27 protein-coding genes and 2 pseudogenes are annotated in these 24,539 nt (G+C 62.6%); 15 read left to right on the top strand and 14 right to left on the bottom strand.

Translation table 11 applies throughout. From position 1 onward, the window contains the following. Positions 1-181 precede the first annotated feature (181 nt). The 4 genes and pseudogenes from CE453_RS25225 to CE453_RS25205 all read right to left on the bottom strand — a co-directional run bounded on the left by CE453_RS25225 (position 182) and on the right by CE453_RS25205 (position 2,878). Entirely contained in the window at positions 182-634 is a 453-nt protein-coding gene (locus tag CE453_RS25225) for a cupin domain-containing protein (protein WP_248307879.1), read from the bottom strand. A 604-nt stretch (positions 635-1,238) separates the two neighbouring features. Continuing rightward, positions 1,239-1,514, bottom strand: coding sequence for a hypothetical protein (locus CE453_RS25215; RefSeq protein WP_157733178.1), 276 nt, complete (start codon positions 1,512-1,514; stop codon positions 1,239-1,241). Between the two features lie 166 nt (positions 1,515-1,680). After that, a pseudogene (locus CE453_RS25210) lies at positions 1,681-2,322 on the bottom strand (UdgX family uracil-DNA binding protein); the annotation flags it as partial. Next, complete coding sequence (locus tag CE453_RS25205) at positions 2,321-2,878, bottom strand: hypothetical protein (RefSeq protein ID WP_089177088.1); 558 nt, start codon at positions 2,876-2,878, stop codon at positions 2,321-2,323. The gene CE453_RS25205 and the pseudogene CE453_RS25210, both read right to left, overlap by 2 nt. Positions 2,879-3,162: 284 nt before the next feature. Here CE453_RS25205 and CE453_RS25200 point away from each other — a divergent pair, with 284 nt between their 5' ends. The 8 genes and pseudogenes from CE453_RS25200 to CE453_RS25170 all read left to right on the top strand — a co-directional run bounded on the left by CE453_RS25200 (position 3,163) and on the right by CE453_RS25170 (position 9,520). After that, entirely contained in the window at positions 3,163-3,714 is a 552-nt protein-coding gene (locus tag CE453_RS25200; protein WP_089177087.1) for a hypothetical protein, read from the top strand. A gap of 12 nt (positions 3,715-3,726) precedes the next feature. Then, entirely contained in the window at positions 3,727-4,191 is a 465-nt protein-coding gene (locus CE453_RS25195) for a DUF305 domain-containing protein (RefSeq protein WP_198302207.1), read from the top strand. Between the two features lie 177 nt (positions 4,192-4,368). Beyond that, the gene (locus CE453_RS25190) at positions 4,369-4,785 is read left to right on the top strand and encodes a DUF1236 domain-containing protein (RefSeq protein WP_089177085.1); all 417 of its coding nucleotides are present in this window, start codon (positions 4,369-4,371) and stop codon (positions 4,783-4,785) included. A gap of 74 nt (positions 4,786-4,859) precedes the next feature. Next, the gene (locus CE453_RS25185) at positions 4,860-5,858 is read left to right on the top strand and encodes a L,D-transpeptidase family protein (RefSeq protein ID WP_157733177.1); all 999 of its coding nucleotides are present in this window, start codon (positions 4,860-4,862) and stop codon (positions 5,856-5,858) included. Between the two features lie 97 nt (positions 5,859-5,955). Then, positions 5,956-6,768 (top strand): annotated as a pseudogene (locus tag CE453_RS29660) (hypothetical protein); the annotation flags it as partial. A gap of 120 nt (positions 6,769-6,888) precedes the next feature. After that, positions 6,889-7,398 carry a DUF1236 domain-containing protein gene (locus CE453_RS29345; RefSeq protein ID WP_248307877.1) on the top strand — a complete coding sequence of 170 codons (510 nt, stop codon included), beginning with the start codon at positions 6,889-6,891 and terminating at the stop codon, positions 7,396-7,398. Between the two features lie 451 nt (positions 7,399-7,849). Beyond that, a complete protein-coding gene (locus CE453_RS25175; protein WP_089177082.1) occupies positions 7,850-8,494 on the top strand; it encodes a DUF47 domain-containing protein in 645 nt (214 codons plus the stop codon). A 12-nt stretch (positions 8,495-8,506) separates the two neighbouring features. Then, on the top strand, positions 8,507-9,520 hold the full coding sequence (locus CE453_RS25170; RefSeq protein ID WP_089177081.1) for an inorganic phosphate transporter: 1,014 nt from the start codon (positions 8,507-8,509) through the stop codon (positions 9,518-9,520). 114 nt (positions 9,521-9,634) lie between these two features. Here the strand turns inward: CE453_RS25170 and CE453_RS25165 are convergent, their stop codons facing one another. From CE453_RS25165 to CE453_RS29065, 5 genes are all read right to left on the bottom strand, one after another. Beyond that, positions 9,635-9,823, bottom strand: a complete 189-nt coding sequence (locus CE453_RS25165) for a DUF3008 family protein (RefSeq protein WP_089177080.1) — start codon at positions 9,821-9,823, stop codon at positions 9,635-9,637. Positions 9,824-9,833: 10 nt separating this feature from the next. Beyond that, on the bottom strand, positions 9,834-10,211 hold the full coding sequence (locus CE453_RS25160) for a VOC family protein (protein WP_089177079.1): 378 nt from the start codon (positions 10,209-10,211) through the stop codon (positions 9,834-9,836). After that, on the bottom strand, positions 10,208-10,513 hold the full coding sequence (locus tag CE453_RS25155) for a GNAT family N-acetyltransferase (protein WP_089177078.1): 306 nt from the start codon (positions 10,511-10,513) through the stop codon (positions 10,208-10,210). The genes CE453_RS25160 and CE453_RS25155 overlap by 4 nt, the downstream gene beginning before the upstream one ends. Positions 10,514-10,761: 248 nt before the next feature. Beyond that, on the bottom strand, positions 10,762-11,094 hold the full coding sequence (locus CE453_RS29070) for a hypothetical protein (RefSeq protein WP_089177077.1): 333 nt from the start codon (positions 11,092-11,094) through the stop codon (positions 10,762-10,764). A gap of 11 nt (positions 11,095-11,105) precedes the next feature. Then, entirely contained in the window at positions 11,106-11,276 is a 171-nt protein-coding gene (locus tag CE453_RS29065) for a hypothetical protein (protein WP_157733175.1), read from the bottom strand. Between the two features lie 259 nt (positions 11,277-11,535). Here CE453_RS29065 and CE453_RS25145 point away from each other — a divergent pair, with 259 nt between their 5' ends. Then, a complete protein-coding gene (locus tag CE453_RS25145) occupies positions 11,536-11,940 on the top strand; it encodes a hypothetical protein (protein ID WP_089177076.1) in 405 nt (134 codons plus the stop codon). Positions 11,941-12,059: 119 nt separating this feature from the next. Here the strand turns inward: CE453_RS25145 and CE453_RS25140 are convergent, their stop codons facing one another. From CE453_RS25140 to CE453_RS25120, 4 genes are all read right to left on the bottom strand, one after another. Continuing rightward, entirely contained in the window at positions 12,060-12,542 is a 483-nt protein-coding gene (locus CE453_RS25140; RefSeq protein ID WP_089177075.1) for a DUF1236 domain-containing protein, read from the bottom strand. Between the two features lie 646 nt (positions 12,543-13,188). Further along, on the bottom strand, positions 13,189-15,072 hold the full coding sequence (locus CE453_RS25130) for a TRAP transporter large permease (protein ID WP_089177073.1): 1,884 nt from the start codon (positions 15,070-15,072) through the stop codon (positions 13,189-13,191). A gap of 69 nt (positions 15,073-15,141) precedes the next feature. Next, positions 15,142-16,158: a TRAP transporter substrate-binding protein gene (locus CE453_RS25125; RefSeq protein WP_089177072.1), complete on the bottom strand. Its 1,017-nt coding sequence runs from the start codon at positions 16,156-16,158 to the stop codon at positions 15,142-15,144. 65 nt (positions 16,159-16,223) lie between these two features. Then, positions 16,224-17,630, bottom strand: a complete 1,407-nt coding sequence (locus tag CE453_RS25120) for an FAD-binding oxidoreductase (protein WP_089178139.1) — start codon at positions 17,628-17,630, stop codon at positions 16,224-16,226. 127 nt (positions 17,631-17,757) lie between these two features. Between CE453_RS25120 and CE453_RS25115 the strand changes: the two genes are divergently transcribed. The 6 genes from CE453_RS25115 (at position 17,758) to CE453_RS25090 (ending at position 23,706) form a co-directional block, all read left to right on the top strand. After that, the gene (locus CE453_RS25115) at positions 17,758-18,564 is read left to right on the top strand and encodes an isocitrate lyase/PEP mutase family protein (RefSeq protein ID WP_248307876.1); all 807 of its coding nucleotides are present in this window, start codon (positions 17,758-17,760) and stop codon (positions 18,562-18,564) included. 8 nt (positions 18,565-18,572) lie between these two features. Continuing rightward, positions 18,573-19,304, top strand: coding sequence for a GntR family transcriptional regulator (locus CE453_RS25110; protein WP_089177070.1), 732 nt, complete (start codon positions 18,573-18,575; stop codon positions 19,302-19,304). Positions 19,305-19,743: 439 nt separating this feature from the next. Further along, a complete protein-coding gene (locus CE453_RS25105; protein ID WP_089177069.1) occupies positions 19,744-20,358 on the top strand; it encodes a TetR/AcrR family transcriptional regulator in 615 nt (204 codons plus the stop codon). 33 nt (positions 20,359-20,391) lie between these two features. After that, positions 20,392-21,690, top strand: a complete 1,299-nt coding sequence (locus CE453_RS25100; protein WP_089177068.1) for an MFS transporter — start codon at positions 20,392-20,394, stop codon at positions 21,688-21,690. Positions 21,691-21,714: 24 nt separating this feature from the next. Then, positions 21,715-22,743 (top strand): histone deacetylase family protein, encoded by a 1,029-nt coding sequence (locus CE453_RS25095; RefSeq protein WP_089177067.1) that lies wholly within the window; start codon positions 21,715-21,717, stop codon positions 22,741-22,743. A 27-nt stretch (positions 22,744-22,770) separates the two neighbouring features. Continuing rightward, entirely contained in the window at positions 22,771-23,706 is a 936-nt protein-coding gene (locus CE453_RS25090) for a succinylglutamate desuccinylase/aspartoacylase family protein (protein ID WP_089177066.1), read from the top strand. Positions 23,707-23,900: 194 nt separating this feature from the next. On the opposite strand, the gene CE453_RS25085 is transcribed toward CE453_RS25090, so the two are convergent. Beyond that, positions 23,901-24,344, bottom strand: coding sequence for a hypothetical protein (locus CE453_RS25085; RefSeq protein ID WP_157733174.1), 444 nt, complete (start codon positions 24,342-24,344; stop codon positions 23,901-23,903). Positions 24,345-24,539: the final 195 nt, after the last annotated feature.

The following is a 24,539-nucleotide window of genomic DNA, read 5'->3' as shown; positions in this document are numbered from 1 at the left end:
AACCCCAGCAAACTCAACGCTTTGCTGGGGTTTTATTTTGGCCAGAACATCCCACACCAATCCATCACCCACCGGGCATCGCGGCCTCAAATCAGGGGGCCCGTCCCCTGCAACCTTGCTCACATCAAAAACGCGCAGCCGCGAGGCCGGCAACCCTTGCGCTCGAAGGATTGCTTCATCCCTAGAGGTCAACTTGCAGCCATCGCGGTGCGGTGTGCACGTCGATCGTCTGTAAGCGCCCGGGCCCCAGATTCTCGAAGCGGTGCGGAATGCCTGCGGGACCGAGCAGCACATCGCCCGCGGTCGCGTCAATGACCGTGTCGCCGACGAAGAAGCGCGCATTCCCCGCCACGACGATGAAGATCTCGTCATAAGGATGAACGTGAAGCCGGGGCCCCTCACCCGGCGTCTCATTGCCATAGGCTAGTACGGTGCACTGCGCGTTCAGCGTCTCGCCTTCGACATTCCCGCGCCACGGCCCATCGGCTTCGGAGTCGAACAGTCGCGCTTTGGCGGCGCTTCGTCCGTCCGGTCTGATCGTCGCGAGATCGAAATCCTTACGCATCTCGGCATGCCTCCTTATTTTCATCATCAGTGCTGACTGGTGCGGTTTGATCGCGGTCGGGTCCGCCAAATGGGAAATGCTGGCAAAAATACTGGGCCTCAGCTAGTCGCTGACGCGAGACAGTCCGTCGAGGCAACCGGGTGCTGCACGATTCATTACTGCTCCTGATCGTGAAACTCGCTTCAGGCGACTGTTTGGCGCCTTTGTCTTGTTTGCCACCAGTCGGCTCATCTTCGCCTTCACGAACCCGGCCGGCCCAGCTCCTGGCGGTCGTCGAACGCTGAAGGCCTGGGGCACCGGCCACACGCTAACCGTTTGGTTCAACCTCACCGCTTGGGCCCAAATGAACTTTGAACTCCCGGCCATTTAGGACGGCAGTCCCCGACCAGCCACCGTTAGAGCTGCGCATAAGGCTGTGGACGGTCGGATAGCCGCTTGCGGCGAGTTTCTCTCTCGCTTCGGCTTCGGAAACGGCCGGGTTTTTCGGCGCGGGCTCTGCCGGAGGCGCATTTTGCGGCGGACCGGTTGGCGACAACTGCGCCTGGGCTGGACAACTCAGGACGACGGCGAAGAAGACGGCACGGAACCACATTTCGCTTTCTCCAGATGGGTTGACCCCGGTGCGCGACCCGCGCCTTGATCGACGGCGCAGAAGCGCGAGCCGAGGTCTTCCTCAATCGGCCCTTTCCCCTGCCCATTCATAGCGCGGCATCGCCACGCGCCCCGTCACGATCAGATGTCGATCGCTCGAATGGAGTACAGCCACAATCAAATCCGTACCGTCGTCGCAAACGACGTGCAGATTGTCGCAAAGTGCTCCCGGATCGAGTTCGGAGGTGTCGCATAGGAGAATTCCCGCGCGCGTGCTGCCGTAATCCCTTCCGAGCTTGAAGGTGAGTGGCAGCCTGCGCCCATCCCGCAGGACGAGCATCCCTTTTCCGGTATGCATGATTTGTCTCCGCCCGGCGGCGTCAACATGCGCCGCTGCGGTCATTTCCAAACGTCGGCATGGAGACAACTGCTCTATAAACTACGCAAACGATCGGGGCTGGTTCCTAAACGAAAAGCTCCTCCTGCCGAAACAAGATCGGGCACTGAGGGAATTGCACCCAAGGTCAGGCCGTTAGCGTATCAGCCAGACGCCGGACCTGGCGCAGGTCCGCAACGAAGGCGTCGAAGGCCTGTGCCCGCGCGTCCGCTTCCCGCAGGCGTAGGATCGAGGAGGGGTGGACCGTGATGAAGCCGAGGTGATGGCCAAAATGGGTCTTGCCGCGGTTCTGGGAAATCGGAAGTGCCTTGCCAGCCAGAGCCAACACGGCGATCGCCCCCAACGCGACGACGATGTGCGGGGCGACCAACTCCAGTTCCCTCTCCAGCCACCAGCGGTCGTGCCGGACCTCGCCTGCAGTCGGGCGCTGATGGATGCGCCGTTTGCCGCGTTGTTCGAATTTGAAGTGCTTGACGGCATTGGTCAGGTAGCTCGCTGCCCGATCGATCCCGGCTTCGCCGAGCGCTCGGTCGAGCAGCTGGCCTGCCGGGCCGACGAAGGGGCGCCCTTGCCTGTCTTCCTGGTCTCCCGGCTGCTCTCCGACGAAGGCGATAGCCGCGCTCTGTAGTCCTTCACCGAGAACTGCACCGGTATCACGTGGAACAAGCGGCGGTGAAGCCGCGATAAGAGCGTTCAGAGCCTCCAGATTCGGCGCTTCTTGCGCAGCTTCCGCGATCGCCTCATCGTTCGGGAGCATCATCGTTTCCTCAGGAAACGACCCCGGACAGGTTGTCACGATGGCGGGCAGCCTCGGCTTCCTCCGTGAAGCGGGTCCATCCCTCGGCTTCATAGGATTTGCGCTGCGTGGCAGGATCGAGTGGGCTTCCACTGGCCATCACGGCCGCGGCGACAGCTTCCTGCCGTTCGGAAGCTCGAACCGCTACGATGGCGCCACCGCGTTTCACGACCTCGGCAAAAATCTGGGCGTCGCTCTCGTCGACGCCCGCCGCGGTGAGCGCACCGATCAAACTGCCAGCGGCGGCTCCGGCCACGGCGCCGACAGCCGCTCCGCCGAGCAGCCATCCCACCGAGAGCACGGGCCCGATGCCCGGAACTGGAAGCGTGACCAATGCACCCAGGAGGCCCATGCCGCCGCCAATGACGCTTCCGGCCTCAGCGCCGTTGTCGGCACCTTGTTCGACCTCGGCCATAGGGCCCATGATGACGCTGACAGCCTCGGTCGGCACCCCAGCCGCCTCAAGCTGATCGACAACCGACAAAGCACGGTCGCGGCTGTCATAGGAACGGATGATGGTGCTGGCCATGAAGTGTCTCCTTCGCCGGGTGCACTTCCTGACGAACCATCCCTGACCGGGCTTGTTCCGACCTCGGAACGAAGAAGTCTGACGTCCTGTTTCGAAAACTGCTCGAGCAGAAGTGCACACAGCGGAAGTTGCGCCCGCGTGACGAGCCGCGCAAGCATGCGGCTGGCGCAGCCTTGTGCTGGAGCTCACGTCGATCGTTTTCGATCGGGACGGAAACCGGCAAGGAACAAGGCAGGCATGAACCGGTTCGTCCCCAAGGGGCATCCCGCGCAAGGAGATGCTTCATGGCACAGACAATCACCCGTTCTTACGAGAACTACGCAGATGCTGAGACCGCTGTGGTCCGGCTGGAAGCGGCCGGTGCTTCTCCTGACGACATCAGCATCATCGGCTATCAAACGAGTAGGCTCGCGGACGACGCAGCTGTCGGCGCCGAGGTTGGCGGCACGGTTGGAGGCGGTGCCGGCTTGCTTGCGGGACTGGCCGCTTTGCCGGTCGCGGGCGTTGGGCCTGTCCTGGCCGCGGGGTGGATTTTCGGTACCCTTGCGGTGGGTGCGACGGGAGGAGCGGCAGCCGGGAGCCTGATCGGAGCACTGGCCGGTGCCGGCTTTGGCGATGACGAGGCCAACTATTTGGCGGAAACCGTTCGCCGCGGCGGAGCGCTCGTCTCAGTCCGTACGACCGATAGCCATGTTCCAGCCATCGAGAAAATCCTGGAGGGCGCGGGGCCGATCGATAGCGAGTTGCGCCGGGCCGAATACCGGCGCGGTGGCTGGACTCGCTTCGACGAAAAGGCTGGTCCCTATGCGCAGCCTGCGTGGTCGGAATTATCCTGAGTGGAGTCGATCATGGCGCACTCGGACAAACGGACAGGCGCAGGCTATCTCAGGATGGGAGTGGAGCTCACGGTCGATTTCATCGTGATGTACTTGGTCATGTATACGATGATCGCGACGCTGGCTCATTTTCACTTCAACCTCAACAACATCTACATGACGTTGATGATGCTGGCGCCCATGGCGGCCATCATGCTGGTCTCGATGCGGGCGATGTTTCCCTCGGCACGAGCCAATCTGGCGATCTGTGCGGGCGCGGTCGTCGTTTTCTCTCTCAGCTTCGTCGGCATGCGCATGCAAGCGGGTGTCGGTGACGCCGAGTTTCTGCGCTCCATGATCCCACATCATTCCGGCGCGATCCTGATGTGCCAGCGCGCTTCCCTGACGGACCCGGATATCCTCGCGCTGTGCCGAAACATCGTCGCCTCTCAGGAGAACGAGATCGCCGAGATGCAGCAGATGCTGAAACGATACTGAGGGGCGCGACGACGCGTCGAAGGATGATCGTACGGTACATTCGGATAATCAGAAGTTTTCCGATCAAATCCGGCATCTTTGTGCCCATCCTTGGGCATTCATCATTGTTGTGGAACAGGGGCGTGGTTGCGAGGTTTGCCAAATAGGGGCCTGGGAACACTTCAGGAGGACAAAGCGATGAAGAAATTAGCTTTGGCCGTAATGTTGACGGTTATTCCTACACTGGCCTTGGCTCAGAATCCGCAGGGCGCCCGTGGTGGCGCAGCCGGCGGAGCGGCAGCCGGTGCTGTCGGCGGCGCGATAGTCGGCGGTCCTGTCGGAGCGGTGGTCGGCGGAGTGGGCGGCGCCGTAGCAGGTGGGATTGTCGGTGACAGCGCGCCGCGCTTCCGCGAATACGTCGTCGAACAGCACGTTCCATCCTACTCCTATGACGAGGAGTTGCAGGTTGGGACCGTGCTTCCCTCGCGCGGCGTGGTCTATCGCCGCGTCCCCGAGGAGTATGGCGTCCGGAAGGAATATCGCTACACGGTCGTCAACGACCGGCCGGTCTTGGTCGAACCCCGCACACGCCGGGTCATCCAGATCATCGAATAATGCACTCAAGCGCGAAGCCTGTCACGCGCGTGGCGGGCCTCGCGCCATGGCCAGCCCGAGCCGCGAGCGCTCAGATGCCTAAGCCCAGATCGACATGCCACGCTTTGTGCGTCGCCGCGTTCCTTCTGCTGACCTTGGCAGCGCCCGGCAGGGCATGGGTTCTCACCGCCGAGGAAATCAATCGGGCGGGGATGCCGGTCGCTTCCTCCCAACGGAAGGCAAGGCCGAGCGCCGCCATCATCAAGTCACAGACCCTGCTCGCGCGCCAAGGCATCTCCACCGGTGAAATCGACGGCAGGGACGGCGACAACTACCGCAAGGCGATCGCCCAATTTCGGCGGCGCGAGAACCTCGGTCCCGGCGATGTCATCGACGATCCGACCTGGCGCGCGCTCGGTGGCGACAGGGATCAGGACATCGTGATTGCCTACACGGTGACGAAGGCGGACGCGCGCTACGTCTTCTCGAAACGAATTCCGCACGACTACGCCCGGCAAGCCCGCATGCGGCGCCTCGCCTATAGCAGCGCTTCGGAAATGTTCGCCGAGCGCTTCAGGATGAGCAGGGGCTTGCTTGGTGCCCTCAACCCGCGCGCGCGTTATCGCGTTGCGGGTGAAACACTTCTGGTCGTCTCAGCCGCACGGTTCGCGCCGCCGGCAGAAGCCAGCCTGATCGAAGCCGACAAGAAGACCGGCATGGTCACCGCCTATGGATCGCAGGGCGAGATGATCGCGAGCTATCCCGCCACCATCGGAAGCGAGGACACACCATCGCCCCAAGGGGAATACCAGGTTGCCAGGATCGTCCGGCAGCCGACCTATCACTACGATCCGGTCAAGAACTTCCAGCAGGGTCGCAATACGCGCAGGCTCGTGCTTCCGCGCGGCCCGAACAACCCTGTCGGCACGGTGTGGATCGGGCTCTCGAGGCCGACATTCGGCATTCATGGAACGCCGGAGCCCTCCCGGATTGGTAAAGCATCATCGCATGGCTGCGTGCGGCTGACGAACTGGGATGCCGAAGACCTGGCAGGGATCGTGAAACCTGGCATTCTTGTTCGCTTTGTCGATTGAGATTTAGATATTGGGGCCAGTGTTTCCAGGAATTTGAGGAACCCCCTTCGAACCTGTCGGGTTGATTACTATCCGTAACAGCAGGGGAGAAAACCCCATGAGGCGGTTCACAGGAATCGCGGCGATCGCTATTGCCGCTTACTCAGGATTTGCTTGGGCACAACCCACGACAGTCACACCGCCGGACGAGATGCAGCGCAATCGCACCGAGCGGCCGGGGCCGAATGAGATGGCGCCGCATGCGCCGAGAGAAAGTGAGCGCGGCATGTCGCGCCCCGAGGAGCCGGCGCGCCAACAGCGCGGTGCCCAGACGGAAGAATTTCATGGCCGGGATCCGCAGCAACTCCAGCAGCGCGATCGTGAGCCGGGCCAGAGGGAGCGTCCAGCCTCGCCCTTGGAGCAGCGAGCTCAGCCCCGGCCGCAGAAGGAGCAGCCGCAGCAGGAGCGCGGGCAGGCTCAGCGCCTCGACGAACGCAACGGGCGTCCGGCAAGCAGCCAGGCTCGGCCGAACGACCGCAGTCCAGGCTCGCCTGAAACGGCGCAACCGCAGCGGCCGGACGATCGCCTGAACGCGCCCAATACCGCACAGCCAGCTCCGTCGCGGCAGAATGGAGAACGCCCCGGAGCGGCCGCCCAGCGCACGACCCCGACCCAGCCCGGCGCCCAGCCCGGCGAGAACCGGAATCCGCCTGCGGGTCGGACGGCGGATCGTCCCCGGACAGAAACCGACAATCAACATATCGCCGATACGGTTCGTGAGCGCGTCGAACGTCGCGAAGTCCGTCCGGAGCAGAACCTCGGCGCCTCCGTCACGGTTGGCGCGCGCCTGCCGTCTCGCGTGCAGCTCCAGCCGCTCCCGAGAGACATTGCCTCGATCAGACCGCAGTATCGCGACTACCGCTACACGGTTTCCGATCGGGAGATCGTCATTGTCGATCCGCACGATCGGCGCATCGTCGAGGTGATCGATCGCGGTGGCGGCCGTCCCAGCTCCGGCGCGATCTTTGGGGCCTTCGAGCATCAACGTGACGTGCGGCGCTGGAGGCGCCCGGCCGCGGTCGCGTTCGAGGTGGGCGTCGTCCTGCCGGCGAGCGCTCCCTATTACAATCTCCCGGTCGAGGTCGCGGAGCGCAATCCGCAATGGCGCGGCTACCAATACGTCATGACCGAGAACCAGGACGTCGCGATCGTCGAGCCGCGGACCCACCGTATCGTCGATGTGGTCGAGAGGGACACATCCCGGTCGGCATCCGCGGCACCAGCGCCGGCTGGCCCGGCTGCAAGCCAACCGGGACAGGCCGCGCAGGATGAACGGCACGAGCTGGCGCGGATGATCTTGAGCCAGGCGAAGCCCGGTGAGATGCAGGGTGCCGACGGTCTGCGCGGCGCCGTCCTGCCCAATGAGACCAGGCTCCAGCCCCTTCCTGCAGAGGTGGAGGAGAGGGACCAGCAGCTTCGCGGCTACCAGTACACGCTGATCGGTGACGACGTTCTGATCGTCGATCCGCAGAGCCGGCAGGTGGTCGACGTGATCGAGTGAGGAGGGCACGCGGCGGCTCGCTGGGCAAAACCACCAGCCGCTGCATTCGCTTCGCTGGCGAGGTGATCTCGGAAACGCCGGGGCCGCCCGCCAGCAGCCACGGACGTAATGCATAGGAGGCCACCGCGCGACGGCAACGGAAATCGACTTTCCCCCGAAGAAGGGTTCGCTCGATCCAGGGAGCGCCGGACGAAAAGTCCGTCAGCCGCATCTCGATCAACCCAGACCCGGGCCCGAACGATCCACCCGAGAAAAAGTCGAAAAAGCCCGCTATCGGAAGGCCGAAATGAGTTGGATTGGCGGATTTGCCGGTTTCGTTGGGCCGAGCGGGCTTAACGGCATTCGCGATATCGCTACCGAGCGATTGCGTATTCCTTGAGTTCGACGCCAGTCCGTGCCACCGAGCAGCGGTCCCTTTTTGTGACGTTTCGATGACGGCGGGAGAGTCTCAATGCTCGGCTGGTTCCAAAGGCTCCTGCCGAAGGAGACGAAGTTCTTCGATCTGTTCGAGAGCCACGCCGTGACGCTTGTGGCGGGTGCCAAGGCCCTGAACGGGCTCTTGGCGGGCACCATCTCGATTGCAGAAGGAAGCGCCGAGGTCATCAGGCAGGAGGAGCGCGCCGACGGGATTGCCGGGAAAGTCATCCTCGAAGTGGGTCGAACCTTCATCACGCCGTTCGACCGCGGCGACATCGAGGAGCTGATCGGCTCAATGGACGATGCCGTCGACCAGATGCAGAAGACCGTGAAGACGATCACGCTGTTCGAAGTCGAGAGTTTTTCCCCGCACATGGCGGAGCTGGGGGCAGTGATCGTCCAGGCATCCGAACGGGTTGCCGTCCTGCTACCGATGCTGCGGGATATCAAGCAGCACGCTGACTCGATCGGTAAGCTCGCCAAGGAGATCGGTGCGATCGAGGAACGCTCGGATGAGCTTTACGATCAAGGCCTGAAGGCCCTTTTCAAGGCGCATCGCGCGTCGGACACGATGCCTTTCATCATCGGCGCTGAAATCTACGACCATCTCGAAAAGGTGGTCGACCGTTTCGAGGACGTCGCCAAGCGCGTCAGCCGCATCGTGCTCGAACATCTCTGAGCGGCGCTTCCCGTGGATATTGCCGGAATCGCTCCCGTCCTGATTTTCCTGATTGCGGTCGCCCTGCTGTTCGATTTCCTGAACGGGCTGCACGATGCTGCGAATTCCATCGCCACGATCGTCTCCACCCGCGTATTGGCACCGCGCTGGGCCGTATTCTGGGCGGCCTTCTTCAATTTCATCGCGTTCCTCTTCTTCGGCCTCCATGTCGCCGAGACGGTCGGCTCCGGCATCGTCCATGCCGCGATCGTCGACGACCGCGTCATCTTCAGTGCGCTGGCAGGCGCAATCGTCTGGAATGTCGTCACCTGGGTCGCCGGGATCCCATCGAGCTCGTCGCATGCGCTGATCGGCGGGCTGGTCGGGGCCGGGCTTGCAAAGGTGGGGGTCTCATCGATCGTCTGGTCGGGATTGGGCAAGACCTCCGCCGCGATCTTCATGTCACCGGCACTGGGCTTCGTGCTGGCGCTGCTGCTGGTCTTGATCGTGTCCTGGGCCTTCGTGCGCGTCACGCCGATGAAGGTCGACAGCACTTTCCGGATTCTGCAATTCGCCTCGGCTTCGCTCTATTCTCTCGGCCACGGTGCGAATGATGCGCAGAAGACGATGGGCATCATCGCGGTCCTACTGTTCTCGCACGGAGCGACAGGCGGGGCTTTCGCGGTTCCGTTCTGGGTGGTGGTGTCCTGTCAGACCGCCATGGCGCTCGGCACGCTCTGCGGCGGCTGGCGTATCGTCCACACGATGGGTTCGAAGATCACGCGCTTGTCGCCGCAGCAGGGCTTCTGTGCTGAGACCGGCGGAGCTATCACGCTGTTCATGGCGACCTATCTCGGGATCCCCGTTTCGACCACGCATACGATCACCGGCGCCATCGTCGGTGTCGGCGCGGCCCGCCGCGTCTCGGCTGTGCGCTGGGGCGTGGCACGCGGCATCGTCGTCGCCTGGGTCGTCACCATGCCGATGGCCGCCCTGATCTCGGCCATCGCCTACGCCGCGTCCGGCCTCTTCCTGGCCGGGCGTTGAGCGTTGCTTGAAAGGGCGATCCGCGCCAAGGCTCTGGAACACTGGCTGGCGGCGCGGAAATGGAAAGGCCCGATCCCTGGTCGCGCTTTCCGGCGATGACCAAGGCCTTCTGCCTCAATGTTTAGTCTTATGCTCAGGCTTTCCCTTACGAGTGGTCGACGCCATCTTCTCAAGCTCGCTTTCGCTCATCGACTTTTCCATCGATTTCGAAGCGCCCTTGAGTTCGCTCTTCTTCAGGTCGCCGCGCTTTGCGGCGAGAGCCGCGCCGGCAGCCTTTTGCTGAGCAGCAGATTTTGCAGGCATGTCGTTCTCCTCACTTGGATGAACGGGTGACGGCCTCGATCTTGTTGCCGTCGGGGTCGAAGACGAAGGCGCCATAATAATGGGCGTCATATTCGGGGCGAAGGCCAGGCGCACCAGCATCGGTTCCGCCATTGGTCAGCGCAGCCTGGTAGAAGCTGTCGACCATCTTCCTGGTTCCCGCAACGAACGCGATATGTGCTCCATTGCCGCTGGTAGCCGGTTCGCCGTTGAGCGGCGTCTCGATGCTGAAGAGGATGCTGCTCACGCCGTAGTCAGCGGAGCGCTCGCTGCTTTTGAGGAGGCGCAGGCCGAGTTCGGAAAATACTGAATCGTAAAAGGCGCGCGCCTTTACGAGATCGTTTGCACCCACTGAAATATGGTCGATCATCGCGTGCCCTCCGTCTGATGCACGAGTACCTCCCGATATTCCGGATGCTTCCTGGCCCAATCTGCGATGAAGGAACAAGCGGGCACGATCCGTTGGCCGTGATTTCGGGCATGTTCGAATACGGCTTCCGCAAGCTGAGAGCCGATTCCGTTTCCGCGCAACGATCGCGGGACTTCGGTATGAGAAACAACGAGATAATCGTCGATCCGCCGATAGGTCGCAAAAGCCTCGCCACCTCGAACCGCCATTACGAAACGATTGTTCTGCGGCTCGTCTCGGATGGATGGATATTCCGTCGGCATGAGAATGCTCCATCGGAATGAGACGTGATCGGAGGAGAACCCGGACAGTCGGGCGGAGTTCCCCTTTTCGAATTCCGCGGCAACCGCAATCCGCGCCACAGATCGAACCCGGGCGAGGGCAGAGCAGGCCGAGCGGGGCCGAAGAGGAGCTCGAAATCGTAGTCTGACCTCGCCACCTTCTCGACAGGCCCGGCCATCTGGGAATACGGGCTAAGCCGTCGGACCCAGGATGCCCAAGCCGTTCAGGACTAATCTGGTAGCAAAGTGCCAGACAGGAACACGGCGACGCTCAGACTCCGATCAGCCTGGACGGAGCATTGTCGCTCGACGATGTTCCGGATTTCCTTGTCAGGAAGCGCCTCCAATCCGGAGGGCGAGTGCCGACGCAGATAGTCGACCATCCATTTTCCTATCGCCGCGTGAAGCTCGGTATCTGTCTTCTCGCTTTGAGCCCACGTCCCGCAGGTAATGTAATCCTGCAGAAAATCGCCTTTCTTCGCGTCCGCCGCGAGGCCCGCAGTGCTGATGGTGAGTGCGCAGAAGGTGACGGTCGCCACAGTCTGCCAATTGGGTCCCCTCATTCCCAACCTCTTCAAACGATGAAGGCGATGCGCTCGCCGCACCTGCCGCTACGCGGCAAATTGCGGAACGGCCCCCAAGCTTTCGGGTTCAGCTCAATATGTGAATCCTGCCAGGCGAGCCTCACGACCAATACCCAACCGCCACCGCCCCGCAAAGCTGCTCCTCTGATGGTGACGGTCATGGAAGCGATTATCATAGGCTTCGATATCTATCACCCGAAGACACTGCGCGAGCAGAAGGCCGGCTAGGTCGACCAGCGAGGCGCTCCGAAAAGCCCCACAGATCTGCAGGCCCTTGAACCTCCCAGCAAGCACCATAACCGCCTGCTGCCTAGGAACACAGTCTTCACGATGTGCGTTGGCTCGGGTGAAGCAATGCTGCCGGCGAGGTGTCCGGCCGGTCCGTGGCAGCCGCCGACCACTTCGCGGGGGCAAGCGGGAATGAAGCAGATGAATATCCAAAGCGTTGAAGCTTATGAGGCTGCCCAGGCACGAATCCGTGAGATAACGGGTGCCGAGGAAGGGACGCCGGAGGCGGCCGAGATGGCGGAACTCGTTGCTGCCGTCCAGAGGTGGGAGAGCCGGCCGATCCAGGGCGATGCCTCTTCCCCTGGGCACTTCAACACGGTCCCGCGACCGGGCCAGCCCGGCGAGCAGAACGAATATCGCGCCGGGCCGAACCCACGATCCGGGCATCCGACAGGTCCTCATCCTCCCTATGAGCCGGATGATCCGGAGGGCACCGCGGCCGAAAAACACCACGGAAAGCCGGCCCCGCTGGAGAGAAAGAGTGTCCGGGCGCAGCCCAGCGGGACGATCGAGATAGTCGATCTGAGGCGGCGCTGAGATTTCACAAGGTTATGACCCCTGGCCCTCGCGCCGGTCGCGACATTCGGATCAATTTGTTTGGCTCAAGCAGCGCCCGGCCCTTCGGGGCCGGGCGCTGGATGTAAGATGGAACGCGTCTATTCGATGACCTGAATGACGCGGCGCGTCCTTGGCTCGACGATGACCGGCTGGTCATTGACGATTGTATAGCGATAGCCTCTCGTTCCGAATTCCGCGGGAACCTCGCCATAGGTGATACCGGTCTCGGGGAGGACTGCGCCAACTCGCAGGCCTTCACTATAGGTGTAGGATGGCACCTCGTGTTCTGTGACGTAGGTTTTGAAGCGCGGTGCCAGATTGGCGGTAATTCCACCTGCCGGGGCGCCGTTGGCAGAGCCACCCGAGCCGGCATCAGATTGCCCGCCGACCGAAGCGCCACTACCGCCCGTTCCGCCCCTTCCGCTATCTGCCCCGCTCGTGCCGCTGGCGGCCCCAGCCGTCCCGCCGGAGCCGTTACCCGCTGAGCCACCGGCCGCACCGCCAGCCGTCCCGCCGGAGCCTTGTGCGGCGGCCACAACAGGCAACAAGGCAATGCTGGCAGCAAGAATGATCTTTCTCATCGATCGATCTCCTAGTTGCCCCCTAAGGTGGCAAACATCCCCGATAGGTAGCGGTTCCGCGCGCTGCAAAAACGTCCTGCAACCGGCGCATTCTCGCCGCGAAGCTAATCGTGATGTGTGTTCAGCCAGGTCGTGGAGCGCGCGGTGGCGCCGATATTGCTCGCGTTCTGGCGCTGGGAGCCTGAGGCGCCGCGCGTGCTTGATTTACGGTCGACGGAATTGCTGACGACGATGGCAGCGCCTCGAGCGAGGGATCTCGATGGCGTTCGCAGGGTTGAGCCACCGCGGTGAATCTGGCGTTGCATTACCAGCAGGGCCGAGGCCTTGGCCTCATCGGTCCGTCCACGGCTCTTGAGCCCCGCGCCGACAGCCTCGGTGACTGCGACCACGAAAGCTTCGTGGCTATGGGGGTAGTCATGCTGGTGAAATCAGCGACGAGGCAGCTCAGGCCCGGAAACCGAGGACCGCGCCAGTAGCGGGAGGAATTGCGGAGATCGATGCGCGCCAGGTTTGTGTGCGCCATCTGATCCCGAATGTCCGGGTCACGGTAGTCATGTCACTTCTGCTTTGGGCGCAGTGTCGGCACAAACGGCGTCAGGACCGGGTGCATTGCTCGGCCCCGCGCCATCTGCGGTCTTGAGGACTATCAGCCCGTCATTCCCAAATAGCGCGGCAGCCAGAGCGAGAAGACGGGGAAAATCACTAGCGCGAACAGCGCCACGATCAGGACGGCGATATATTTCATCATCGGCCGCGTCACGTTCTCGACCTTGGTCCCCGTCATCGCCGCCGTTGCGAACAGGCCGACGCCGATGGGCGGCGCGAAGAAGCCAAGCCCCATCGCGACCACCATGATCGTGCCGAACTGCAGCGGGTTGATGCCGAGCTTGATCGCGATCGGCGTCAGCAGCGGCCCGAACAGGATGAGCGCCGGCGCGCCTTCCAGGATCATGCCGAAGAAGGCCATCACCACGACGCTGACGAGGATGAAGCCGATCGGACCCACCGCATGGCCGATGCCGATCATGAGCGTAGAGATCTGGTCCGGAATCCGTTCGATGGTGATGGCATAGGACAGGCTCGATGCCGCCGCGACGATGAACAGGATGCTGCCGGTCATGGCCGCCGAGCGCACGAAGAGCTGGACGACCAGCCGCCAGCTCAGCTCGCGAAAGGCGAGCCCGCCGATCAGGAAGGCATAGACCACGGCGAAGGCGGAGATCTCCGTCGAAGTCGCGATGCCGGCGGTGACGCCGCGGCCGATCATCAGGATCATCGCTAGGGTCACGCCGGCGCCGAGGATCAGCGGCAGCATCGGCCGCTTGGTGCCGCCGACGAAGACCTTCTCGACATCGACGCGGGTGCCGTAGATCACCGCGACGACGGCGAGCGCCGCAGCCATAAGCCCGGCCGGAACGAGGCCGGCCATGAACAGCCCCCCGATCGAGATGTTCGAGACGAAGGCGAAGATGATCAGGTTGACGCAAGGAGGAATGGTCTCGGCCATCACCGCCGTGCAGGCGAGCAGGCCGGCGGTCTCGTTCTCGTCCTGCCCGGTCTTGCGGACCGCCGGCATGATGACGCCGCCGACCGCCGCGATGTCTGCGAGCTTGGAGCCGGACACGCCTGAGAACAGGGCAGTTGCGATGATAACGATGAGATTCATGCCGCCTTTCAGCCGCCCCATCATCCGCAGCAGCAGCTCGATGAGGCGCGCGGACATGCCGTTGCTCTCCATCGTCAGTCCGGCCAGCACGAAGAAGGGAATGGCGAGCAGCACGAAATGGTTGGCGCCGGAGGCGACCTGCTGCGCCCAGATGAGCATGGGCAGCGAAGGATCGGCCAGGAAATAAGCCATGGCACCGAAAGCCAGCGCGAAGGCGATCGGCACCCCGATCAGCAAACCGCCGACCGAGGCGATGGCCAGAAGATGGATCGGCGCCAGCGAGAACTGAGACAGCAGCATGTTCCAGCCGGCGATCAGGATACAGAGCGCGAGCAGCGGGACGAGAGCCGTCCAGCGCGGACCGGTCGGCACCTTCAGCACATTGACCAGGGCGAAGGCCGCCATCACGAGCCCGCCGAACAAAACCGGCAGCAGGAAGATCCATTGTGGCAGCCCGGTCGGCGTGAGTTGGCTGGCGGTATCCTCGAAGAGCTGGAAGCTGGAGACTAGAAGCGTGGCCGAAACCAGCAGCGTGATCCAGGCGGCGGCCGCGGCGGCGATCGCGCGGCCAGGGGGCGGCAGCATGAGCACGAGCACCTCGATGCCGATATGCTGCGAGCGGGCAAGTACGCTGGCCGCGCCAATGAAGACCATCGTCGTCATCAATCCCGCGGCGACCTCTTCGGCCCAATCAAAGGGCGCGTGCAGGAAGTAGCGGAAGACGACCGAGAGGAAGACGACCGCTACGTCGATTGCCAGGATCGCACCGCCGAGATGTTCGATGAAGAACAGGACGCGCGCGGCGAAGCGGTCCTGGGCCGGGCGCGTTTCGTGCGCGCTGCCGGCAAGAGCGACGGCGTCCATGCGCATATCCTCCTGGTGGCCGGCTCGTGTGACGGCCGGCGCTCTTCTTGAAGTTGCTCGGGCGAGACGTCAGGCGGCCGCCTGGATCTTCTCGAAGAGGGGGGCGGTCGCAGGGTATTGCGCGAGGTAGGGCTTGTAGAGCTCGCTCGCCATGCGGCGCTTGAGCTCCGCGATCTCGGCTTCCGGCACTTCGGTATAGACCATGCCCTTGCCTTTGAGGTCGGCGACCGCTTCGGCCTCGACATCCTTGACCTCGGAGCGGGAGGCGCGCGTTGCCTCCGCCGCTGCCTGGCGGAAGGCCGGCATCAGGTCTGCGGGAATCTTGGCGAGGCCGCGCTTGCCGATATAGGCCAGCATCGGCGTATAGACATGGCGGGTGAGGAAGCCGCGGTTGGTGACCTCATAGAGTTTGTAGGCGATCGCGGTGCCGGGATCATGCTCGAAGCCGTCAACGACGCCGGTCTGCACCGCGGTATAAAGTTCGTTGATCGGGATCGGCGTGGGCGTCGCGCCGATGATGTTGAAGGTGTCGATGAACGCTTTGGTCGGCAGAACGCGCAACTTCACGCCCTTGAGCTCGGCAACGCTCGCGATCGGCTTTTTGGTGTAGATGCTTCGCGCTCCGACCTGAAAGCCCCAGCCCAGGATGTTCACGCCGGTGCGGTCGGCCAGCATCTTGTCATAGGCCTCGCCGACGCCGGCATCGAGCGCCTTCGAGCAATGATCGTAGCTGTTGAAGAGAAAGCCGAGGTCGAGCATGCCGAACTCGGGGACAACGGTGGCCCAGATCGAGGCACCGGTCAGCATCATGTCGACGGAGCCGACCTTCACCTGGTTGACGACGTCGGCTTCCTTGCCGAGCTGTCCGTTCGGAAAGTATTCGAGCTTGATGCGGTCGCCGGCGAGCTTGGCGATCTGTTCGGAGAAGGGCTTGTACCAAAGGTAGTGCGCGCCGAACTTGTCGGTGGGCGCTGCGGACGATACGCGCAGCGAAATCGGCGCGGCTGCGCGGAGAATAGTGGGGGCGCAGACGCTTGTCGCGGTCGCGCCGGCCAGGAAGCCCCGGCGGGTGGTGAAGCTGTTCATGGTTTCCTCCGCTGATGGTGATTGGCCGGCTTCGAGGCCGGACTCGTTCTTTGGCAAAATGGGGCTCAGTCTTCGGGCAGAACCTTGCCCGGGTTGAGGATGTTCAGCGGGTCGAGAGCCCGCTTGACCTTCCGCATCATGTCGACGGCCGGGCCATGTTCGAGCCGCATGAACTTGATCTTGCCTGTGCCGACGCCGTGCTCGCCGGTACAGGTGCCGTCCAGCGCCAGTGCACGACGTACCAGCCGGTCGTTGATCGCCGCCGCCTCCGCGAGCTCCCGCGGGTCGGATGGATCGATCACCAGCCCGAGATGGAAATTGCCGTCCCCGACATGGCCGACCATGCTGATCGGGAAGGAGGCGCCGGCGATGTCGGCCTGCGTCTCCGCGATGCAGGGGGCGAGCGCCGAGATCGGCACGCAAACATCCGTGCTCCAGAGCTTCGCGTTGGGGCGCAGGGCCTGGACTGCGTAATGCGTGTCGTGCCGGGCTTTCCAGAGGCGGGTGCGGCTGTCGGCATCGGCCGCCGCGACGAAGCCCAGCCCCTCGAAATCGGCCGCCAGCGCCTCGACCGTTTCCGCCTGCTCCCGGACCCCGGCCTGCGAGCCGTGGAACTCGAAGAACAGTGTCGGCGCCTCGTTCAATCCGAGCTTGCTGTAATTGTTGACGGCACGGATGGTCGTTTCGTCGAGCAGTTCGACACGGGCGACCGGAATGCCGCTCTGGATGACGGCGACGACAAGATCGACCGCCCGCGAGACGGAGGGAAAGGAACAGGTCGCCGCGCTGACCGCCTCGGGAATCCCGTAGAGCCGCACCGTGACCTCGGTGATGATCGCGAGCGTTCCCTCCGAGCCGACGAGCAGGCGCGTCAGGTCGTAGCCGGCCGAGGATTTGCGGGCGCGGCGCGCCGTCCGGACGATCTCGCCTTCAGCGGTCACCAGGGTCAGGGAAACGACGTTCTCGCGCATCGTGCCGTAGCGGACGGCGTTGGTGCCGGAGGCGCGCGTCGCCGCCATGCCGCCGATGGTGCTCTCGCCGCCGGGATCAATCGGGAAGAAGAGGCCAAGATCGCGCAGATCGCTGTTCAGCTGCTGGCGCGTCACCCCAGCCTGCACCGTCGCGTCGAGATCCTCGGGGCGGACGGAGAGGATCGTGTTCATGCGGCTGAGATCGACGCAGACGCCGCCCCGTACAGCCGTCACATGGCCTTCGAGCGAAGTGCCGGCCCCAAACGGCACGATCGGCGTGCGATGGGCGGCGCAGAGCCGGACGATCGCGGCGACCTCCTCGGTGCTCTCGGCGTAGCAGACGGCATCGGGAGCCAAGCCGGCATGATAGGATTCACCGCGACCGTGATGCTCTCGGTCGGCCGCCGAGGTCGCGAAACGACGCCCGAGCAGCGCCTTCAACCCCTCCGTGAGCTCCGCCGGGAGGGCGATAGCGGCAATCGGCTGCGCTTGCGCCAGCATCTGCATTTCCCCGTCATCGCGCCAGAAAGCGCTGTTGTTGACAGGCTCCTAACATGCGGTTCATATCGACGCAACAATTGTATACAGGACACAGGACACAATTATGCCTCGGACGCTGAGAGCAAGATTGAACGCCCCCGGTCTTGTCGTGGCGCCGGGCTGCCATGACGCGCTCGGCGCGCGAATCCTCGAACAAGCCGGGTTTGAAGCCGTCTACATGACGGGCAACGGGCTCTCCGCGGCGATGCTCGGCGCGCCTGATCTCGGCCTGCTAACGCTGACCGAGATGGCGAGTCGCGCCCGCGCGATCGCGGCCAGCATCTCCGTGCCGCTGATTGCGGATGCCGATACCGGATACGGCAATCTCAACAACGTCGCCCGCACCATCGCGGAATACGAGGCGGCGGGCGTCGCCGCCCTGCACCTCGAGGATCAGGTGACGCCAAAGAAATGCGGCGCGATGAGCGGGCTCTCGCTGGTCCCCGCGGAGGAGCATGCCGAGAAGATCCGCCACGCGGTGAAGATGCGACGCAATCCCGACATGCTGATCATCGGCCGCACCGATGCGCGGCTGGTCCTCGGGCTGGATGAGGCGATCGCGCGCGGCAAGGCCTATGCCGAGGCCGGCGCCGATCTTGTGCTGATCGAGATGCTGCAGAGCGAAGAGGAGATGCGCCGGGCGGTGCGCAGTATCGACGCGCCGATGATGTTCAACTCCGTCGATGGCCGTACGCCGCCGCTCGACGCTGCCGCGTTCGAAGCAATCGGCTTCAAGTTACTGGCCTTCCCCTTGTCGGCCACGCTGGCCTATGCTCGGCTGATGCAGCGCTTCGCCTCGGACCTTAACCAGAACGGCTCTACGGCGACTTGGGCCGACGAGCTCATGCCGATCCACGACTATGAGGGCGTGCTCGGCTTGAGCCGCTACGCCTGAGCCGAGACATGTATCCCAGCCGTCGTCCGACCAAGCCTCGCGCCAAGACGAGCGAACGCACGCCGGGCCTGCAGGCGCTGGAACATCCGCGCTCGCTCGCGGAAATGGTCGAACAGCGCCTGCGCGATGCCATCGTGAATGCCGAGCTGCCGTTCGGCCATGCGCTTCCGGAAGACGAGACGGGGCTGGCGCTTGGCGTGAGCCGCACGCCGCTGCGCGCCGCGCTGGGCCGCCTGGCCGCTCTCGGCCTCGTGACCATCGTGCCCAACCGTGGCGCGTTCGTGTTTGATCCCTCGCTGGAGGATGTGAAGCAGCTCGCGAGCTTTCGGCTCATGCTGGAAACGGAGGCCGTTACACTTTGCCTCGAGGGTGCGGCAGACAGCACGGCGGCCGAACTCAAGACGTCGCTGGCCAGTATGGAGAAGGCGCATCGCGAGCAGGACGGCACGGCCTATGCCAGCAGCGATACCGAGTTTCACGCCGTGTTCTTCCGCAACTGCGGCAATCTCTTCGTCGCCAACGCCTTCGCAACGATCTCATGGCAGGTTGCGGCGCTGCGCGCGCATCTTTCCGTCGATCGGTCCTGGGAGCGCGATACCTCCTATTCGGAGCATCGCGAGATTGTCGAGGCGTTCGAGCGAGGAGACAGGGATACTCTCCGCGTCATCCTGCGAGAGCATATCCTGCGGGCCGCGAAGGCCTATGCGAATGTGGTCGAGCAGGTGTCTCAATCTATCTGAGGTTCAGCAACGAACGCGATGAGATGGATCTGGCGCCCAGCAGTGCGACGCAGCGCTAGTCTCGGCTGGCAAAGCACCTGAGGGCAGGGCGTTCGCAATTTTTTGGCGCGAACGTCCGCTTGCGGGCGCCTCTTTAATGTCCGTTCTTGGCGCAGATTGCCCTTAACTGGATCAGCTTGACCAGCAACCAGAGACTAGAACCTCAGCGAGGCCGGCATTGTTAAAGGCGAACTGCTCGAAAACTCAGCCGCTGCTCGGCTGCGTGCAGGGAGCCGAATCCCTCGGCTGACTTCGCGGTAATATTCGCGAATCTTCCGCGGACATCCGCATCAAATCTCAGGTGTCGTCGCCTGTCGCCGCGCTAGCCCTGAATCCCTTTGACATTCTGGGAAGTTACATACTAACTGGTTGGTATCTTATTTGGGGGATTCCGCATTCGATGCGAGCAGCGCGCAAACAGGCGGACCGGAGCGCGGAAACGCAACGGGCCTTGATCGAATCGGCCACCGTCCTTCTCCAATCGATCGGGTATGCCGGGACCACCACGGCACTCATCGCGCGCCATGCGGGGCTCACAACCGGAGCGCTACACCATCATTATTCGTCGAAGGACGATCTGATGCTTGGCGTTCTCGATCGGGCTAGCGAGCGCGTAGCTCGGGGGCTCGACATGATCGTTCACGCTGGTGGCGAGACAGTCAACGTTCACGACCTTATCCGTCACCTTTGGGAGATCTATGGCGATCCAGAATACTGGGCGATCTGGGAGATTATCATCGGCACGCGCAAAGACACAGAGTTTCATACGAAGGTTATTGCGCACCGTCAGGAAACGATGCAGCGAATTCTGTATCCTTGGGTCGCCAAGAACATAATTAGTCATCCAAAAATGCATGAATACGGCTCGTTATTCGAGTTCATGCTGATCGCGATCCGTGGGTTAAGCCTTGAGCGTTTCCTGGATAAGCCGCCGGAATATTTCGAGAAAAACCTGCTTCTTCTGACCGAGATGGTGGAATGGAAGCTCGCGGCGATCAGGTCGACGCAACAATAAACAGCTCGGGCGCGGGCAAACTGGGGAAAGACGATGACAGCGGATGTGCAGGCAAGCCGAGTTGACCAGCATGGAAAAGCGCGGACGCTCCTCGGAGGGGCGTTCGGGCATTTCATCGAATGGTATGACTGGTCGATCTATGGATTTCTGGCCGGGATCTTCGCTGCCCAGATGTTTCCGGCCCATGACCCGGCCGTATCCCTCATCGCAAGCTTTTCGGCCTTCGCGATCGGCTTTCTCGGGCGCCCAATCGGGGCTTTCGTCCTGTCGCCGCTGTCGGACAAATACGGCCGCCGGACGCTATTGGCTGCGACGATCATCATGGCTGGCATCGGAAGCCTGCTGATCGCAATCTGCCCGACCTATGCACAGATCGGCATCGCGGCACCAATCGTGATCGTTTGCGCGCGGTTGCTTCAAGGCTTCTCGGCGGGCGGCGAATACCAGATCGCCATCACGTTCCTGAACGAGCATGCCTCCACCCGTAACCGGGCCCTGGCTGCGTCCCCGCAACAGCTCTCCATCGGCGTTGCCGTCCTCGTCGCGACCGGTGTTGCGAGCCTGACGACAAGGTATTTCCCGCCCGACATGCTGACGAGCTGGGGTTGGAGGGTGCCTTTCCTGATCGGCGCCGCGCTTTCTGTCTTCGGGCTGTATCTGCGTGCCGGATTGTCGGAAACGCCGTCTTTCGAAAAAGTAAAAGACAAGCAGAAACTCAGTGCGGCTGCTATTTTGGCTTCTATCGCGGAGTTTCCGAAAGAGGTCTTTATCGTATTCGTCGTGCAGATGAATGGACTTCAGTATTACCTTTGGATGATTTTCCTTCCGACCTACGCCAATATTGTCGGAGGATTGGACAAGGCGTCCGGTTTCGCCGGAAGCGTGCTCGCCAGCGTCGCTTATTGCATCGGCGTGCCGCTCTTCGCCTATATTTCCGACCGGATCGGCCGAAAGCCGTTCCTGATCGGTGCCGCGCTCTGCTTCTTGCTCTTTACCTATCCGCTGCTGTCGATGCTGGCGGTGCCCCAGCTTGGATTCGGCACGTTCGTCTTCGTGGCCGTCGTCGGAGCCATCTTCATCTCCATGAACAATGCGGTTCTGGGAACGGTGTTTGCCGAACTGTTTCCAACCCGGGTCCGGACATCGGGAATCGGTATTCCTTATGCGGTGTGCGCGGCGATTTTCGGAGGGACCGCACCAATGGTGGCGACGTGGCTGCAGCAGCTCGGCGGGCCGCTTTACATCTCGCTCTACGTGATGGCGGTCTGCCTGATCACGCTCGTCACGCATCTGGTTCTGACCCCTGAGACGCGTGGACGCTCCCTCGACTGAGGTTCCTTCGGAGAAATAGGCTCGATGCTTGTGATTCATCATCCTGATCAGGCTCTCCACGATCCTGATCAGGTATTCCGCACGGGGAAGTTTATCGCGCAGCCCGACCGGGCGGAGCGCTATCGCGTCTTCCTCGACATCGTAACGCAGCTGAAGCTCGAGATTGCCGTTGCTCCGCTTGATCAGGCGGACGCGATCGCGGCGGTTCACGATCGGGATTATGTGGAATTCCTGAAGAGCGTTCACTCCCGCTGGATCGAGCATCCGGACTACGGTCCGGTTGTCATTCCCAACGTTCACCCGACGCATCGCATGTATCGCAGGCCTACCGAGCTGCTCGGCGAGTTGGGCTGGTATAGCAATTCAACGTCCTGCCCCATCGTGACGGACACCTGGAGGGCCGTTTTCGCGAGTGCGCAGGTGGCCGTCCATGGCGCAGATAGGCTTTCGGCGGGCAACGGACCTGTCTACGCGATGTGTCGCCCTCCCGGTCACCATGCCTATCCCGACCTGATGACGGGCGTGTGTTTCCTCAACAATGCCGCGATCGCCGCGCGTCGCCTGATGCGTTCATTCGGCAAGGTCGCGATCATCGATATCGACGTGCATCACTGCAACGGCACGCAATTCGTCTTCTGGGAAGACCCGGATGTGTTCGTTGCATCGATCCATGTCGACCCGTCCCTGTCCGCGCCCTACTACGCAGGCTATGCGGACGAGACTGGGGCAGGGCAAGGCAAGGGGGCGAATTTCAATCAGCCCTTGCCCTGGGCAACCGGGAACGAACCGTGGCTCAAGGCTATCGAAGCAGCGGTTTCCCGCATTCGTGGATTTGCGCCGGGTGCTTTGGTGGTGTCGCTGGGCTTCGACGCCGGAGCCGAGGACCCGGTTGGCACTTTCAAGATCACGGGCGACGGATTTGCCGAGGCCGCGCGCAGGATCGCGGGTCTGCAGGTTCCAACGCTTCTCGTGCAAGAGGGCGGCTATCTGAGCCCTGCTCTCGGCGGGTATCTCCAGAGCTTTCTGACGGCGTTTGAAGGGCGGGCGAGCTGAGCACCGCAAGGCGGAAAGACATAAGACATGAAAGAATTGCCCGAACTGCGCAGCGGAAGGCCGCGCATTTATACCGGTCTTCTCAAGCCGTTCGACGGGTTTGAGATACCCTTCGGCATCGTCGAAGGTTCACGGCCGGGCCCGTGCCTACTGGTCACTGCGGGCGTGCACGGCTCGGAATACTGCTCGATCGAGGCTGCTCTGCGTCTGATGCGACGCCGGACCGACGATCTGTCCGGCACGATTCTCATTCTGCCGATCGTCAATATGACGGCGTTTCGCAGGCGAGCCGTCTATGTGATGCCGGAGGACGGCCGCAACCTGAACCGCATGTTCCCGGGGCGGGCCGATGGCAGTTTCAGCGAGCAGGTCGCGCACTGGCTCGTCAATACGATTTATCCGAAAGCCGATGCTTATCTCGACCTGCACGGCGGAGATCTGAGCGAGGCCTTGCTGCCGTTTTCACTCTTCCCTCGCGATAGTGAGGCATCGCGCGATCTGGCCGTCGCTTTCGGTCTCCCGATTGCGGTCGCGGCAGGCGGCGAAGGCTATACGATCAACGCGGCCGGCCGACTCGGTATCCCCAGTATCATTGCGGAGGTCAGTGGTAACGGGATTTGGGACGAGCAGTCCGTTGCCACAATGACCAACGGAATTGAGCGCGCCTTGCGCCATCTGGGCATGAGCGATAGCCCTGCGCCAACCGCGCCTCCTGAACCGACCCGCATCGTCAGCATGTCCGTTCCGGCGGCCGCGGTCGACGGGTTGTGGTATCCGACCGTGAGCTTGGGCGGAAGCGCACGCAAGCAAGAGCCGATCGGTGAGATCAGGGACGTTTTTGGCAACGTGCTCGAACGGATTCTGGCCACTGAAACCGGAACCATCATCTATGCGCTCAGCAGCCTCGCGGTGAATAAAGGCGAAGCGCTGCTTGGTATTGGAAGTCCGATTGCCGCGGAGTGAATGTCGAGATGGGGGGCTAGATTGCCAGCTTTCTCATTCTCAGCGCAGATGACCGGCCGGGCGCAAATTGCGCGCGGCTTCGCCCGGTTGCATGTCGTCCACATCATGATTTTGCCGGCGGGCGGGCCATATGCTTTCCCTGCGGCTGGGACGGGGCGCGGACTGTGAATCTCGGAACGAACCGCCAGTGTTGCTCAGATGATCTCTTCAATTTTCAACTTGCGGCCGTCAAACTCAGCCGTGTCTGATTTTCCCAATCCATCGATCGCCTGATAGAACGGGGCGAGCGGTGAGAGGCCTATGAACTCGACGCCCTCGCAGGTGAAGTGGTCCATGGAGACCCCGATTGCGAAGTGGCGATTATTGACCCTCACGATCGCTCCAGGCTCGACGAATTCCTTCGGTCCGAAATCGATCTGATTCAACTCGGCGACCTTGGCTTCGGCGACGCGCAGCATCCTCTCAAGGTCTTCAGCAAGTTCCGCTTGCGACCAGGCCTGAGCCTGATCGTCAACCACGGTCGCTTCATCTTTTTCCGGCTTGCTCGCCTGAAGATGCTCGGCATAGGCGGCCCTGGCTCCGTCAAGTTCGGCAGCTGCCAGTTCAATTAGCTTCCTGAGCACCCGTTCCTTGTTCATTTGCCGGATCTCCGTCTTGCCCAATCGTGTTCGGATTCGAACGAAGCACTCCTGGGACGGCGCACGCAACCTCGCATTGCTTGCCGACGAGCCACATCCGCACTGCCCAATTGCGAACCTCTTCAGTGCAGCCAATGCCGACTCAAGTTCGTTTCAGATGGGGCTGATCCCTTCGCGAGTTGATATCGATCATCC

The sequence above is a fragment of the Bosea sp. AS-1 genome, assembly GCF_002220095.1.
In the GTDB taxonomy this organism is placed as follows: domain Bacteria; phylum Pseudomonadota; class Alphaproteobacteria; order Rhizobiales; family Beijerinckiaceae; genus Allobosea.
The sequence above is the reverse complement of the archived record's forward strand: the minus strand, read 5'-3'. Positions and strand labels throughout refer to the sequence as shown.

What these genes read in the sequence shown, in the direction of transcription:
- CE453_RS25190 (WP_089177085.1), top strand. Translation starts at nt 4,369, where the DNA reads ATGAAGAAATTAGCTTTGGCCGTAATGTTGACGGTTATTCCTACACTG.
- CE453_RS25105 (WP_089177069.1), top strand. Translation starts at nt 19,744, where the DNA reads ATGCGAGCAGCGCGCAAACAGGCGGACCGGAGCGCGGAAACGCAACGG.
- CE453_RS25095 (WP_089177067.1), top strand. Translation starts at nt 21,715, where the DNA reads ATGCTTGTGATTCATCATCCTGATCAGGCTCTCCACGATCCTGATCAG.
- CE453_RS29070 (WP_089177077.1), bottom strand. Translation starts at nt 11,094, where the DNA reads ATGAGGGGACCCAATTGGCAGACTGTGGCGACCGTCACCTTCTGCGCA.
- CE453_RS25100 (WP_089177068.1), top strand. Translation starts at nt 20,392, where the DNA reads ATGACAGCGGATGTGCAGGCAAGCCGAGTTGACCAGCATGGAAAAGCG.
- CE453_RS25175 (WP_089177082.1), top strand. Translation starts at nt 7,850, where the DNA reads ATGCTCGGCTGGTTCCAAAGGCTCCTGCCGAAGGAGACGAAGTTCTTC.
- CE453_RS25195 (WP_198302207.1), top strand. Translation starts at nt 3,727, where the DNA reads ATGGCGCACTCGGACAAACGGACAGGCGCAGGCTATCTCAGGATGGGA.
- CE453_RS25125 (WP_089177072.1), bottom strand. Translation starts at nt 16,158, where the DNA reads ATGAACAGCTTCACCACCCGCCGGGGCTTCCTGGCCGGCGCGACCGCG.
- CE453_RS25090 (WP_089177066.1), top strand. Translation starts at nt 22,771, where the DNA reads ATGAAAGAATTGCCCGAACTGCGCAGCGGAAGGCCGCGCATTTATACC.
- CE453_RS25140 (WP_089177075.1), bottom strand. Translation starts at nt 12,542, where the DNA reads ATGAGAAAGATCATTCTTGCTGCCAGCATTGCCTTGTTGCCTGTTGTG.
- CE453_RS25160 (WP_089177079.1), bottom strand. Translation starts at nt 10,211, where the DNA reads ATGATCGACCATATTTCAGTGGGTGCAAACGATCTCGTAAAGGCGCGC.
- CE453_RS25185 (WP_157733177.1), top strand. Translation starts at nt 4,860, where the DNA reads ATGCCTAAGCCCAGATCGACATGCCACGCTTTGTGCGTCGCCGCGTTC.
- CE453_RS25155 (WP_089177078.1), bottom strand. Translation starts at nt 10,513, where the DNA reads ATGCCGACGGAATATCCATCCATCCGAGACGAGCCGCAGAACAATCGT.
- CE453_RS25165 (WP_089177080.1), bottom strand. Translation starts at nt 9,823, where the DNA reads ATGCCTGCAAAATCTGCTGCTCAGCAAAAGGCTGCCGGCGCGGCTCTC.
- CE453_RS25130 (WP_089177073.1), bottom strand. Translation starts at nt 15,072, where the DNA reads ATGGACGCCGTCGCTCTTGCCGGCAGCGCGCACGAAACGCGCCCGGCC.
- CE453_RS25205 (WP_089177088.1), bottom strand. Translation starts at nt 2,878, where the DNA reads ATGGCCAGCACCATCATCCGTTCCTATGACAGCCGCGACCGTGCTTTG.
- CE453_RS25085 (WP_157733174.1), bottom strand. Translation starts at nt 24,344, where the DNA reads ATGAACAAGGAACGGGTGCTCAGGAAGCTAATTGAACTGGCAGCTGCC.
- CE453_RS25110 (WP_089177070.1), top strand. Translation starts at nt 18,573, where the DNA reads ATGTATCCCAGCCGTCGTCCGACCAAGCCTCGCGCCAAGACGAGCGAA.
- CE453_RS29065 (WP_157733175.1), bottom strand. Translation starts at nt 11,276, where the DNA reads ATGACCGTCACCATCAGAGGAGCAGCTTTGCGGGGCGGTGGCGGTTGG.
- CE453_RS25145 (WP_089177076.1), top strand. Translation starts at nt 11,536, where the DNA reads ATGAAGCAGATGAATATCCAAAGCGTTGAAGCTTATGAGGCTGCCCAG.
- CE453_RS25200 (WP_089177087.1), top strand. Translation starts at nt 3,163, where the DNA reads ATGGCACAGACAATCACCCGTTCTTACGAGAACTACGCAGATGCTGAG.
- CE453_RS25120 (WP_089178139.1), bottom strand. Translation starts at nt 17,630, where the DNA reads ATGCTGGCGCAAGCGCAGCCGATTGCCGCTATCGCCCTCCCGGCGGAG.
- CE453_RS25215 (WP_157733178.1), bottom strand. Translation starts at nt 1,514, where the DNA reads ATGCATACCGGAAAAGGGATGCTCGTCCTGCGGGATGGGCGCAGGCTG.